This window comes from Nostoc sp. NMS9 (genome assembly GCF_017114995.1).
GTDB lineage: Bacteria > Cyanobacteriota > Cyanobacteriia > Cyanobacteriales > Nostocaceae > Nostoc.
Genome location: NZ_JABXKL010000083.1, coordinates 23,943 through 37,709, shown reverse-complemented (window position 1 = coordinate 37,709; position 13,767 = coordinate 23,943). Strand labels below are relative to the sequence as shown.

The 13,767-nt window shown below is 43.5% G+C and carries 10 protein-coding genes; 2 read left to right on the top strand and 8 right to left on the bottom strand.

All coding sequences use genetic code 11. The features are described 5' to 3' along the window. Positions 1-62: 62 nt before the first annotated feature. The 8 genes from HWQ40_RS26480 to HWQ40_RS26445 form a co-directional block, all read right to left on the bottom strand. Entirely contained in the window at positions 63-1,928 is a 1,866-nt protein-coding gene (locus HWQ40_RS26480) for an ABC transporter ATP-binding protein (RefSeq protein WP_292783943.1), read from the bottom strand. Positions 1,929-2,028: 100 nt separating this feature from the next. Further along, positions 2,029-3,135, bottom strand: coding sequence for an aliphatic sulfonate ABC transporter substrate-binding protein (locus HWQ40_RS26475; protein ID WP_292783940.1), 1,107 nt, complete (start codon positions 3,133-3,135; stop codon positions 2,029-2,031). 32 nt (positions 3,136-3,167) lie between these two features. Continuing rightward, positions 3,168-4,166: an aldo/keto reductase gene (locus HWQ40_RS26470; RefSeq protein ID WP_292783937.1), complete on the bottom strand. Its 999-nt coding sequence runs from the start codon at positions 4,164-4,166 to the stop codon at positions 3,168-3,170. 148 nt (positions 4,167-4,314) lie between these two features. After that, on the bottom strand, positions 4,315-4,935 hold the full coding sequence (locus tag HWQ40_RS26465) for a GDSL-type esterase/lipase family protein (RefSeq protein ID WP_292783934.1): 621 nt from the start codon (positions 4,933-4,935) through the stop codon (positions 4,315-4,317). 161 nt (positions 4,936-5,096) lie between these two features. Further along, positions 5,097-6,635: an amidohydrolase family protein gene (locus HWQ40_RS26460; protein WP_292783931.1), complete on the bottom strand. Its 1,539-nt coding sequence runs from the start codon at positions 6,633-6,635 to the stop codon at positions 5,097-5,099. A gap of 246 nt (positions 6,636-6,881) precedes the next feature. Continuing rightward, positions 6,882-8,246 (bottom strand): LLM class flavin-dependent oxidoreductase, encoded by a 1,365-nt coding sequence (locus tag HWQ40_RS26455; RefSeq protein ID WP_292784288.1) that lies wholly within the window; start codon positions 8,244-8,246, stop codon positions 6,882-6,884. Between the two features lie 639 nt (positions 8,247-8,885). Then, positions 8,886-9,530: an FMN-binding negative transcriptional regulator gene (locus HWQ40_RS26450; protein ID WP_292783929.1), complete on the bottom strand. Its 645-nt coding sequence runs from the start codon at positions 9,528-9,530 to the stop codon at positions 8,886-8,888. A 198-nt stretch (positions 9,531-9,728) separates the two neighbouring features. Further along, positions 9,729-11,330 (bottom strand): B12-binding domain-containing radical SAM protein, encoded by a 1,602-nt coding sequence (locus tag HWQ40_RS26445; RefSeq protein ID WP_292783928.1) that lies wholly within the window; start codon positions 11,328-11,330, stop codon positions 9,729-9,731. A 1,201-nt stretch (positions 11,331-12,531) separates the two neighbouring features. Between HWQ40_RS26445 and HWQ40_RS26440 the strand changes: the two genes are divergently transcribed. Together HWQ40_RS26440 and HWQ40_RS26435 are read left to right on the top strand one after the other, a co-directional pair. Further along, positions 12,532-12,993 (top strand): hypothetical protein, encoded by a 462-nt coding sequence (locus HWQ40_RS26440; RefSeq protein WP_292783926.1) that lies wholly within the window; start codon positions 12,532-12,534, stop codon positions 12,991-12,993. Positions 12,994-13,093: 100 nt separating this feature from the next. Further along, entirely contained in the window at positions 13,094-13,627 is a 534-nt protein-coding gene (locus HWQ40_RS26435; protein ID WP_292783924.1) for a hypothetical protein, read from the top strand. Positions 13,628-13,767: the final 140 nt, after the last annotated feature.

The following is a 13,767-nucleotide window of genomic DNA, read 5'->3' as shown; positions in this document are numbered from 1 at the left end:
GCGCAGCCTCACAAAGAAATGGTATAAGCACTTTAGTGCTTACTACAAACTTTCAAAACTTATCAAGCGATCATTCCCTTTTCGATGTTATCTGTGCCAGTGCGAACCTCGTCGATATTTTCCGGTAGAAATCCACCTGCTTGCATTTTCCATAATCTGTAATAAGCGCCGCCGAGTGCCAGCAGTTTGGTGTGGGAACCATCTTCGATAATCCGACCTTTGTCGAACACCAGAATCCGATCTAGATGGACGATGGTAGATAATCGATGAGCTACCACGATGACCGTTTTCCCATTCATTGCTAAGTCGAGGGTATCTTGGATCGCTTTTTCGGTGATTGAATCGAGGCTAGAGGTGGCTTCATCTAAGATCAGAATCGGCGCATCTTTGAGGATTACCCGCGCAATAACAATGCGCTGTCTCTGTCCTCCAGACAACTTGACACCACGTTCGCCCACCAGAGAATTGTAACCATCCTTACTTTGGACGATGAAATCGTGAGCATGAGCCTTTCGCGAAGCCTCGATCACTTCCTCATCGGTTGCATCCAAGCGTCCGTAACGAATATTTTCTAGCAAAGTGCGATGAAACAGAGACGGATCTTGGGGAATTAAGCTGATCTGAGCGTGTAAAGCATCCTGAGTCATATCTCGAATATCGACCCCATCAATGATAATCTGTCCAGATTGTGGGTCGAATAAACGCAGAATCAGATTAACAAAGGTGGATTTTCCAGAGCCGGACAAGCCCACCAGTCCGACACGCTGTCCCGCTTGGATGTTGACAGAAAGGTTGTTGAAAACTTTCTTCTCTTCTGTGTAGTTGAAATTCACCCGCCGAAACTCAATCTTACCTTGGGTGATTGAGTGGGCGATCGCTTTTTCACGATCGATCAACTCATGCGGTTGAATGATGGTAAAAACACCATTGGCGACATTACCAATATGTTCAAAAAATTCCAGAAAGCGGCGGCTCAAATTGCGGGCTTCACTAATAATCAACAGCGACAGACTGGTTGCTACAACGAAGTCAGCAGTAGCGATCTTTCCTTGGCTCCAGAGAGAGAGCGAGTAATACAGGGTGCTGATTTTCAGAATGGCTGCTGAGATGAACTGAAACCAGCGAATTCGCTCTGAATACCAGTTTGACTCTCTTACCTCTTTGATTTCGCGCCTTAATTGCTCATTCAAATAGCGTCGTTCAAAACCGAAGCGAGCAAACAGTCGGATACTGGTGAGATTTGTTACCGCATCTACGATGATACCAGTTGTCTCACTTCTGGCGGCTGCGGCTTTCCGGGAGTAAATTCGGCAGCGAGTTGCCAGCCAGAACGAAATACTGATGAAGAGAACTGCCCATATTCCCACAAGTGCAGCCAGCGGAGGATAGGCGCGATACAGTATCGTCGTGGCGACGGAATACACAACAATTACTGGCATAAATTCAGTAATCATCATTTGCATCGTTTGGGTAACACCTAGAGAGGTTTCGCTAATCCGATGTGCCAATGCCCCGGAAAAACTACTGCTCAGGTATCGATGCGAATGCTGCTGCAAGTAGGCATATAGCGATCGCACAATGTGCTGTCGGTGAATCGGATGGAGAATCGTCTGCAAGAGTCCAGCCGATCGCCCGAATACCACTTCACCCACACTCAAGCCGATGAATAACATCAAGGGTTGCTTCATGGCATCAAAAATGGGCTTGCTGTCGCCCGTCGATCGCGTCACACCCCGGATGATCTCGCCAATGGCATAAGGCAACATAATGCCACAGGTTGCGTGTATTACCTCCAGAATCACCCCTGCCACATACCACCAGCGGAACTGGTTAACGAAATAGCAAATGAACCTGAATGGAGTTGATGGCAAATTTGGTGCATCAGGAGCACGTTGAAAGGATTTGGATTGTCTAGCCTTTTTCGTCATGAAAGTCGATCTCTTAGCATCATTTTAGCTTTTCTACAAGATAAAAATGGACGACTGGATAAGCCGTCCGATGGCATTAGAGACTTTTTGAAGTACTCCACTAGACCATAATTTCTTGTGGTGTGATTGCAGCATAAACATCAGGCGGGAGTAAGGCTTCCTGAATGTTGATTTTCTTTGGTATTACACCCTCGTCAAAGAACAAATCTGCCACACGCTGTTGTTCTTTAATTAGTGCAGAGCTGAGTCCTCTGCGTCCTACAAAAGTGCGGCGAGACATCACCTTTTCTACCACATCCACATCGAGCTTTTGTTCAGAAATCATCAATTTGGCAACTTCGCCTCGATTTGCTTCTGCCCACTTGTCAAGCTTATTAAGCTCCTCAATGATAATTTTTAGCAAGCCAAGATTTTCCTCGGCAAACTTTCTGTCAGCAATATAATAAGCACCAGGAGAATCTAGCCCAACAGAATCTTTGAGGACTCGAATTCGACCCATCTTTTGAGCGATCGCATAGTGTGGATCTCCTGTCATCCAAACTGGAATTTTACCTTCGAGAAAAGCAGCCCGTGCCTCGATAGTCGGCAAACTTCTGATTTTAATATCTTTAAGGGTCAAGCCGATTGATTGCAACGCTCTGATAATAAAGTAGTGTGATGCCGAGCCTTTTTGAAAGTAAACTTCTTGACCCTTAATATCCTCAAACTTCTGAAGGGGAGATTCTGGCGGAACAGCAATAACACTACTTGTCCCCGTCCTTTGGTTTCTTTGTGTACCGACTACATAAACAAGTTTTGAGCCAGCGACTTGTGCAAAAATTGGTGGTGTTTCTCCCACCGATCCCACGTCAACTTTTCCCGCAGCCATCCCTTCCATCAGTTGGGGCCCTTGGACAAATTGTGCCCATTCTACTTTAATCCCCAACGGCTCCAAGCGTTTCTCTAAAACTTTCCGATTTCTGAAAAGATCCCCCGCACTCTGATATCCCATGCGTAGAACTTTAGTTTTTATCCCAAGGGAATTTTCACTGGCATTAGTACTGTTAATCAAAGAAGATTGTTGGTTTTGTTCGCTACAACTTCCTAACAGATATGCCATAGAAAAGCCAGATAGCCCGGAAGTAGCAATATGGAGAAAACGACGGCGTTTAATCCTAGCTATTTTATCCATGATATATTTCTGATTTGAAGGAATTCTGGTTGTCATTTGTCATTTTTTATTCGCCACTTCCCCAATCCCTAACGAAGAGAATCTCCCCTTCGGTATTCGGCGGTTAGGTCGTCTAACTTTTGTTTCAAATTGTCGTCAAGTTTTAGTTCTACCGCCTTCAGCGACTCAGCAAGTTGTTCTGGGCGGCTAGCGCCAATGATTGGGGCAGTGATAATGGGATTAGATAAAACCCAAGCCACTGCTAGGGTGGTAAGGGAAAATCCACCGAGATCCGCTACTGTGCGTAAATCTTCGACAGTATTAAATTCGCGATCGCGCCAGTAGCGTTCTTGATAACGTTCTGCGGCAGCACCTAGCGTAAAACGTGTACCTGACGTGGGACCTTGAGTAAAATTATGTTTACCCGTAAGTAGACCGCCCGCCAAAGGATTGTAGGAAATTACACCCAGTCCTTCTTCTTTCGCCAGGGGCAATAGTTCTCGCTCAATTTCGCGGAATAACAGGTTGTAGCGGGGCTGAATTGAGATGAACTTGGTTAAATTGCGTGTCTCAGTCCGACCCAAGGCGCGGGCGAGTCGGTAGGCTAAGAAGTTGGAAACCCCGATATAGCGCACCTTGCCAGCACGAACCACTGCATCCAGGGCTTCTAGAGTTTCATCAAGGGGAGTTGAAGCATCGTCGGAGTGCAACTGGTACAGGTCGATATAATCGGTTCCCAGCCGCCGCAGAGAAGCATCGATCGCATCCAAAATATGTTTCCGGGAAGCCCCCTGATCCCAAGGTGCAGGGCCGACCCGACCGACGCACTTGGTAGCCAAGATAAAATGTTCGCGTTTGCCTTTTAGCCAGCGCCCAACGATTTCTTCGGTACGTCCCGCAGTGGCAAGCCCGCCGCCGAGGGGATAAACGTCGGCTGTATCTAAAAAGTTGATCCCACCATCGGCGGCGGTGTCGAGGATTTGCCTGGAAGTTTCTTCGTCGGTCTGCAAACCAAAGGTCATAGTACCGAGACAAAGACGCGAAACAGTCAATCCAGTTTTACCGAGATTAGTAGTTGGTAAGGTCATAAAGATGTTGTTAATTGAGAAAATATGGAAATTTTTAAATAGAATGCGACGTGCGTTCCGCCCCGCTTCTCTACGAGACGGTACGCGAACGCTAACGCAAAACTAAAACCCTATGCAACAAATCAATAAGATAACGATGTCGGTATTTTCAAGGTGTAAACCAATTCAACCAACCTTCCGAGTTTTGTACGATCGCAGCAAATTCGGCATAACCATCTGCTTTTGGGTGAGCGCCGTCGTTGGCTTTTGCTTCCGCTAGCCAGATCGGTGACTTCAGCAAACTAGAAAACACATCAAGATACGGAACATCTAGTTGATCGCAAACCAATGCAAATTCCTGTGAGAGATTTGCGAGAATTTGATTTCTTTTTTCTTGATCGACATCACCACAGGGTGGCGGACTAACCATCAAGATCGGATAGAGTTGCTTTGCTTGGCTTAAAATACTGCGAGCATTTGCGATCGACTCTGAAAGTTCGATTCCTTGTTGTTTACCCGCCCATCCTGAATCGTTTGCCCCAAAGGAAAACACTACTCGACCATCGGATTCTTTTGGCAGACGATAGGAGACTTCCGAGTACCAACGTTGTTTGAGATACCGACTTGTCTCTGCCCGCACCCCCAAGTTGTAATGGGTGATAGCGTATCCTCTTGACTCAGCATTGCGGCACACTCTACCTGTCCAACCCAGAAACTCTGGATCGCCTGTGCCATTGACAAAGGATTCACCAATAAAACAAATTCTGATTTCTTTGCGAGAATCTGACATAATTCAACTGTTGGTGTTGTGAGAGCGTTGTTCGACAGGCATTGTTGTGACTCCTAATTTGATTTGGGGATTGGGCAGAGGGGCAGAGGAGCAGAGGGGAAAAACATTACTGCAACTTCTCTTCTGCTCCCTCATCTCCCCCCACTCCCTCATCTCGCCTTTTATGCCACTACTAGGTTCTTGTCTACTTGTTTAAATTCGGTGTTACCTACTTTAGATTCGATCGCTGTACCCTTGAAGAATTCGGGGTTAGCTTGGGTGTAAAACTTGTAGGGATTAGCGAATACATAGGACTTAAAGTCGGCTTCGGAAATAACGCCTTCTTGCACGAGATCCCAGCTTTCAGCCAAGGGGGAAGTCAAGTCTGGTACATCCCAGTGACCAACATCGGAGGAATAGATGGCGTTGATCTTGACTCCCAAGGGATTAGCTTTGTCGTTGAATGCCGTAGCGATCGTGCGATCGTCAGACTCGGAACCAAAGAAGAAACTATTTACCCAGCGATCGCGGATGTCTTCAATTGTTTCAATACCTGCTGCTGCAAAATCGTCCAATTCGCTACCAATCGGCGCACGGCTATGACGGCTAAATGAAGCTCCCAGTACAGTCTTGGTCAATTCATCCTTATCGAGGGAATGTCCTTGAGTAATTTCTGCACCGTAGCGCTCAAATATTTCAAACAACTCATCGGCATTTGTCAACGCTGGATTGTAGTTTTCCAGTGCTTTGATATTGCGCTTTGAGAAACGATCTACCAAATGAATGTAGACGCGGGCACCCCAATCTGCACCACCTTCCAGCATTGCTACACGCAACTGCGGAAAACGCTTGGTAACACCGCCGAAGAACAGCGCCTTCGCAAATGCTTCTGAACCATCGGCGAAGTGACCAATATGGTTGTTCATGTAGTTACTAATGGAGGAGCGGCCAGTCCAACCCTGACTGCCGTAATGGGTGGTAACAGGTACGCCAAGTTCCACGACCTTTGCCCAGAAAGGATCGTAGTCGTATTCACTATCTAATCCGTAGAAGTCGATATAAGAAGCATACTTGGCGATTTCGGGGAATTTATCGGCTGGATATTTATCAGCGATCGCTTTGATTGGCCGTTTCACACCGCCAGTGATATTAATCACCTTTAAGCCCAGTGTTTTTACAGCAAACTCTAACTCCTCAATGCCTTCTTGAGGATTGGTCAAAGGAATGCCAGCTACCGGTGTCAAGCGATCGCTATATTTCCGGTAAATATCAGCATGATAGTGATTGACTGCACGTTGCAGGGCCTGACGATTCTCTGCACTCGCTCCAGCCGGTGCCAAAACATTGTTGGGAAACAGCACTGAATAGTCTGACCCTTGCTCTGCCTGACGCTCATAGAGGAGTCCTGGGAGGGTGTAAGTAGCGAGATCCAATGTGTTTTTGGTAACTCTAGCCCACCAAGGCGATCGAATTGTGCGGTTGTTTTGACGTTCTTCAGGAGTTTGTTGATACCAGTCTTTGCCGTTGCTCTTGGAGTTAAGACGCGAGGCTTCAGTCTTGCGTAACTCATCTACAAGTTTCACGCCGCCGTACTTAGCGATGTAATCCTCAAAAGCTGGGGTGAAATCATTGGTGTGAACGTCGGTGTCGATTACCGGATAATCAAGGGTTGCTCTGATTGCAGCAGAACGTGAGGTCTTTAATCGGCTATATTCAGTCATGTTTTTTCCTTGTCTACGGCACAAAAATTACAGAGTTTTTTTCAGCATCCAATGCTGCTATTGACGAATACATTTCCTGTAGAGACGGCGATTTATCGCGTCTCTCCACAATCGCTCTCTAAAATTTTCAAATTCTGTAAGGCGGCGACCTACAGAAGGTACGGTTTAAAAGGTATGGCTTAAGCATCCGTGAAAAATTCATTTACGCTACAGCACTATCAACACAGTGCAGATATGAAAAGTCATTTACACCAACACCAATCTTTCATCTAGTTGTTTAGCGGCAAAACGATTGGTCGGACGATGCAATCCCAGGTTTTCACGCAAGGTACTGCCTTCGTATTCAGTACGGAATAGTCCGCGTTTTTGGAGGACGGGAACGACTAGGTTAACGAAGTCATCTAATCCTGTGGGAAGGATTGGCGGCATGATATTAAAGCCATCTGCTGCACCGTTGTTGAACCATTCTTCTAGCTGGTCGGCAATGGTTTCGGGAGTACCAAGTATGGTGCGATGTCCTCGTGCGGTAGCAAGAGAGAGATACAACTGACGCAGTGTGAGAGTGCCACGAGTAGCTAAATCTTTGACTAGTTTGAGACGACTTTTGTTAGTGTTGGTGTCGCTGGGTAATTCGGGAGCTAAATCATCTAAAGAATATTTCGACAGATCCACACCTTTGTAATAATTCTTTAAAATACCCCAGGCAACATCGGGATGGATTAACGATTGCAGAAATTCATACTTCTCTTGAGCTTCTGATTCGGTACGGCCAATGATTGGGAAAGCACCAGGCATAATTTTTAGATCGTCTGGCGATCGCCCATATTGTGCTAGCCTACCTTTGATGTCAGCATAAAATTCCTGGGCATCAGCTAGGGTTTGATTGGCGGTGAAAATCGCCTCGGCAGTGCGTGCGGCTAAGTCTCGTCCCGATTCGGAAGCTCCAGCCTGAACAATCACCGGATAACCTTGGGGCGGACGACCGACGTTCAAAGGGCCTTTTACAGAAAAATATTTGCCCTTGTGGTTCAATGTATGCAGTTTGTCTGGATCAAAATAAATACCAGACTCTTTGTCACGGATGAAAGCATCGTCTTCCCAACTATCCCATAGACCTTTCACCACTTCCACAAACTCTTCGGCGCGTTCATAACGCTGGCTGTGTTCGGGGTGATGCTCAAGGCCGAAATTACGTGCAGCATTCTCATTGCCTGTTGTGACTACATTCCACCCGGCCCGGCCCTTACTCAAGTAGTCTAGGGAAGCAAACTTACGTGCCAAGGTATAAGGTTCTTCATAAGTAGTCGAAGCGGTGGAAATGAAACCGATGTTTTGGGTTACAGAGGATAAGGCCGAGAAAAGGGTGACAGGCTCAAAATGGGCAATTTTACCATTGCGATGCTGAGTTTCTGGAGCGCCGCCCCAGACTCCTGGACTGTCTGCTAAGAAAACTGCATCGAATAAGCCGCGTTCGGCAGTTTGGGTAATTTCTTTGTAATGCTCGAAATTCAGTCCAGCATCTGCTTGTGAATCGGGGTGTCGCCAAGCAGAGACATGGTGTCCGGTAGCTTGAATGAATGCACCTAAACGAATTTTGCGTGTTGTACTCATGCTTTTTTCTTTTCTTAAAATTGCCTTAGCAGTAGCTTTATGGTTGGTATCGCTGATTTGTATATCGCTGAATGGCATGAAGAAAAAGTGAAACCTCGCCTTTGTCAGGGTGTAGAGTGTTGGGTGTACTGCTAAGAGACTTTGCATTTGAGAGTGTGAAACCTAGCTCTACTCTTGTTAATTCCCTACACCCCAAAAGCAGTAATCTCAAGGGTTAGCACTTTTATTCGTGCTATTGGTACATAGTTACGTTGTTACGTTAGTACTGAATGTAATCATGGAATGCTCTCTAGCAACCAAGCTTACCGTTCAGTTACCTAATAATTGCTCAAAAATCAAATAACCAAATTGTAAGCAAGTTTAATAGCACAGCAAAATTAGGGATTCTGCTGCTTGGTGCTCGAATTACCATAAATTTATCTAGTAATTTTACCCAGCAGATATGAGCCTACACGATCGATACAAAAAAAGATGTGTTGGCAATCACAATCTCATGAAAAACTAATTATTAGTTTCACTAATATTAAGTATTGCAAACTATTTGTTTGCGGAGTATATAGTTATGTATGATGCCCAAAGCTTGTTAGACAATACTCTAGGTTCCCTTAAATTCTCCCCACGACTAGAAACTGCGGGTTTTCACTCTGGTAATTGTTCACTGGTTTCAAGATTCTGTTTCATAGCAGCACCGATGGTATGAACAGTTGGTTCTGTACTTTGTAGCAACGCATCTGCAACATTACGCTGGTCAAAATGACTGCGATTTTGGCTAAGTTTGTATTTCCCTTCTAGTCGCGTGATGGTCATCTCAAAACCAATAATGCCGTTCATCATTCCTTCACGAAAGTTATCGGATAAGCTATGCCATTGAGATTTATACTCAGAGCCATAGGTGTCAATCATGTCCTCAATCATCTTATCCATCAATTCCGGCGAATCACCAAGGGTAATAACTTGGGGCACACCAGATGCGTGTACAGCGATGTAGTTCCACGTCGGTACACTCTCTTGCTTCTCATACAAAGATGGCGAGATATAAGCATGAGGTCCCGTAAAGACGGCAAGTGCCTCGCCTACCCCAAAGACCTGCCATTGAGGATTTGGTTTGGCAAGATGACCTGATAGCTTAACCACATTATTTTGCACTGTGACAACCAGCGGAATATGTGAGGCAACAGGAACATCATTGACAATAGACACCAATGTGGCAAAACTGTTCGCACGCATGAAGGCGACAAGTTTCTCAATATCATCTTCTCGAAAAGCATTTGGGATGTACATCATGCTTGAACCTCACTCTCATTTCTCTGGAATATGATAACGAGAGATGTTATGGTTTTTGAGGTATGGGTATAACTTTTGATTATTCAACCACACTTAGAGATAATAATAGTCCATAAGTGTGATTGAGAAGGCGATCGCATCTGTTGTTAAAGACGGAGTTCAGTAGAAGTCTTAAACCCTTGCTCTAAGTACTATGAGTTATTTTTTTAAGCTTCCTAACACTTCCATCACTTCTGCTTGCGGTTTTACCCTAGCTTCTGCTTCCAAAAATTCAGCTACTTGAGCCTCAATTTCATCCCGAACAATTTGGCGATATTCCAAGAAATGCTCAATTTGGGCACAAACAGCTAAGTAGCTACTCACCCCACCCGGATTATGCTGATACATGTTCCACAAGTTGCGCCAGAATTGCCAGCGCGTCTGACGACGTAAACCTTGACGCCAACAAATCACCAGCAACGCCCGGAGTACTTTCCAGTTCAATGGTTTTTTAGCAGCTTTCCCCTTTTTTGGATAGGTTGCTTCACCCAAAAGACGGAAGTGTTTGTATGTACGCTCCAAAAACCGCTCTGGCTCATACAAATCACAGAACGCCTGCACATATTCACGAGCGATATCTTCTAAAGGTCGAGTTGGTACAAAATTCATCAACGTGGTTTGGTTGATGTTGGCAGATTTATTACGGAGTCGTCCTTCCTTTTCTAATCTATGCCAGAGGGCTGTATCTGGAAGTGCTTGCAACATACTAAATAAGGCTGTGGGAATTGCTGTTTGCTCCACAAACTTGACAATTCGCGCGCCGGCTCCTACTTTCTCGCCATCAAACCCAATGATAAAGCCTGCCATGACTCGTAGCCCGGAGCGGGTAATTCTATCCACTGCTTCACTGAGTGAGTCTCGTGTATTCTGATATTTCTGCGTGAAAGTGAGACTTTCTTCATCGGGGGTTTCAATTCCCAGAAAAACGGCTCCAAAATTACACGCTACCATCAAATCCATCAGTTCTTGATCTTGGGCTAAATCAACTGAAGCCTCTGTGGCAAAGGAAAAGGGATAATTATGCTCCACCATCCAGGGTAGAAGGGACTTCAAAAATAATTTCACATTCCGCTTATTACCGATGAAGTTGTCATCCACCATAAAAATACTGCGCCGCCAACCCAGTTTGTAGAGACAATCAAGTTCTGCTAATAGTTGTTCTGGGTTTTTGGTGCGGGGTTTGCGACCGTATAGCACAATAATGTCACAAAATTCACACTGGAAGGGACATCCACGGGAAAATTGCACTGACATCTCTGCATAGGCTTCAAACTCTAGCAAGTCAAAGCGAGGAGTTGGAGTATTGGTGACATCTGGTTTTTCACCGTCAGAGCGAAAAATGCCTGTGCGATCGCCGCGTGCGATCGCTGCTACAAATAAGGGTAGGGTGATTTCCCCCTCGTCTAATATCAAATAGTCTGCTCCAGCGGATGTCATTTCATTCGGTAGCGCTGTTGGGAAAGGCCCACCCACAGCAACCCGTTTACCTCTCTGCTTTGCTTCCAATATCTGAGAGAGCAAATCCTCTTTTTGCACAATCATCGCCGACATAATAACCAAATCTGCCCAAGCCCATTCGGCTTCTGTACAGACGCGAACATTTCGATCTACTAGCTTGAAATCCCATTCTTGCGGTAAAATCGCTGCTACAGTTACCAAGCCTAAAGGCGGTAGCATTGCTTTACGGTCTAATAAAGCCAATGTTTTTTCAAAAGACCAAAAACTTTTTGGAAAGCGGGGGTATAGAAGTAAAACGTTCATATTTGATGGTTATAAACCTTGATTTTTGTTGCTGGTTGAGTTCATGTCAAACTAAACCAGTCGTAATAACACATTAGAGGAGCTTCTATATCCACTAGCTGTAACTTCTACTATGACTGATTTAGACATAGCAATATCTTGTGAGGGCGATTATTACTGTTTTTAGAGCAGGGAGTAGCTGAAAATTGCTCATGAGTGTGAGGAGTGCAATCGTAATTTCTAAAAAGCCTCAAATATGTATGGGTAAATGATTTAGCTGCAAATACCAAGACTTTTAGGACGATTCTAACATCTGTTCTTTATAGATATGAGTGAAAAAAATATAGATATATAGAACTGCTACGTCTTTACAAGGGTTTTGGATAACGTATATTTAATTTATGGAGATGTTTTTTTATAAATTGGCAAATTGGCAGCTCTGAGAAAATCAATTGTGTTATTTTCAATCCTATACAAGGTGTATTTGCACTTTCAAGCTATTTAGACGGGCTGCAACCCGTCTTTATTTATGACCAGACTTTTTTAAATCTTATAAATTATTGTTTCCCGGTCTAAGAAGGAAAAGTTCTCGTGGTGTTGTTATTGATTATGAGGTAGACGCAGATAAAATTTACACTGTCGAGTTAATGCCAACAGATTTTTTATCTGAAAAACTAATTAACCAACAGTTTCAGATATTTATTTATATGTATTTAAAAATACTAGTATTTATTCTGAAATAAGTGACCAATCATCCAGCCAACAATCTCACGCCTGTCTTGTATTGATTTATCAAACTTGAAAATAAACAATCCGCTTTTGGAGAGAATTTTTTTAGACAAATAAAAGTCCTGTACCCCAAAGCAGAGGTCAGCATCTACCGAGAACCGTAGGGTTCAACTGTGCAGTATTCCTGTCAAAGTTACGTCACTGAATTTTTTTGCTGCAAAGCCCCAAGCATATATTCAATAGGGATACCACATTAAAATTAGATATTTTTCTGACACAAAGTTGACACAATAATGACATATCTAAAAAGTATACAGTCAACTATAGTTTTAAATATTATCTATAATTCTGTTTCACACTATGCTACTTAGAAATCTAGTTTTTCTTAATCAAGCATTAACTAAAAAGTTGCTGTTATATAATTTTTTTCTAAAAAATATTTTCAACCAGTTAAAAAAATCTAAATAACTAAAAAACTAAATGTGAGGTGATCATGAAACTTTTTGGATTCTCTAAAATTAGCTTGGCTTCAGTTTTACTAGCTACACCTTTATGTATTTTTTCTTTTAAAATACTTGCACAAACTCCAACTATTCAAGAGCCAGCTATTATTATTAATAGCGGTTCTACGAATACTTGCAAGTATAACATTTCCGTATTGCCATCAGGAAAGGCAACTTACACTGTTTGCAATACAAAAGGTACAGGTGAAATTAAACTGAACACAGCCACTAAATTTTTCAATGATATTTCAGCAGCTAAACCACTGTCAAAATTGCCATATAAATCGTGTCCGAAATCTGTTTCATTCGGGACATCAACTCAAGTCAATTATTCCGGGCAGAAATCTCCAGATATTAGCTGTCCAAGTAATGATTATAAAGTCACAAATTTGTATAATGACGCCAAAAGTATTCAAGAGGAATTGAACTTTTCAACTTCTAAAAATTTGTAACCGTTTGAGGGTGTAAAGAAGACGAAAAACAACCACAGAAATAAAGCAATAAAATTAGGTAGCTTTCAACAAGTCACAATCAGCATCAGAAGAAAGAACTATGAATCCTAACTTGAAAGATATATCCTCAAATTTGCCCCGCCGTCAAATTGTCAAAGCTGCTCTCACCTTTGTGACTGGTTTAACTACGACATCACTAGTATCTTTGTTGATGACCAAATCTACAAAAAAAGCACAAGCAATTGTTGTGCAACGACCAAATGAGTTTACACTTAATGGCAATGGTACTCAGATTAAGTATTCTATCCTTAACGAAGTTTCACAGCTTGATTACAAAACTCAAAATACTTCCGTTCATTTCAGTGGCGATGACATTAAGACATTAACTACTGATATCGGGACACTGATTACAGTAATTATTAGCAGTCCAAACCCTACTGTCGGAGGAAATACAGTCAACCTCAGTTTTTTGTTACCCACTGTTAACTTACCTATTGGTGATCGAGAAATTCCTGTCCAAACTCAAGCAATTCTCACTACCGAAAAAACATCAGGATTAATCCGAAGACCAATATTTGGGCAACTACAATTATATGAGACTTTCCCACTTAAGGGAACTGCTAGATACCGCTAGATTCAGATATTAAGTTCATCTAAATTCATGCGAGTTAATAGATAAAGCCGTCAAGAATGGCTCTGTTTGGGGCAGGATTGGTGGAAGTACCTTGAACTTTTTCAGCCAAGGCGCTCTCCGGTCAAACTGAGCAAGGAGCA

Coding starts and splice junctions, on each gene's coding strand:
- HWQ40_RS26480 (WP_292783943.1), bottom strand. CDS start 1,928: ATGACGAAAAAGGCTAGACAATCCAAATCCTTTCAACGTGCTCCTGAT.
- HWQ40_RS26475 (WP_292783940.1), bottom strand. CDS start 3,135: ATGACAACCAGAATTCCTTCAAATCAGAAATATATCATGGATAAAATA.
- HWQ40_RS26470 (WP_292783937.1), bottom strand. CDS start 4,166: ATGACCTTACCAACTACTAATCTCGGTAAAACTGGATTGACTGTTTCG.
- HWQ40_RS26465 (WP_292783934.1), bottom strand. CDS start 4,935: ATGTCAGATTCTCGCAAAGAAATCAGAATTTGTTTTATTGGTGAATCC.
- HWQ40_RS26460 (WP_292783931.1), bottom strand. CDS start 6,635: ATGACTGAATATAGCCGATTAAAGACCTCACGTTCTGCTGCAATCAGA.
- HWQ40_RS26455 (WP_292784288.1), bottom strand. CDS start 8,246: ATGAGTACAACACGCAAAATTCGTTTAGGTGCATTCATTCAAGCTACC.
- HWQ40_RS26450 (WP_292783929.1), bottom strand. CDS start 9,530: ATGATGTACATCCCAAATGCTTTTCGAGAAGATGATATTGAGAAACTT.
- HWQ40_RS26445 (WP_292783928.1), bottom strand. CDS start 11,330: ATGAACGTTTTACTTCTATACCCCCGCTTTCCAAAAAGTTTTTGGTCT.
- HWQ40_RS26440 (WP_292783926.1), top strand. CDS start 12,532: ATGAAACTTTTTGGATTCTCTAAAATTAGCTTGGCTTCAGTTTTACTA.
- HWQ40_RS26435 (WP_292783924.1), top strand. CDS start 13,094: ATGAATCCTAACTTGAAAGATATATCCTCAAATTTGCCCCGCCGTCAA.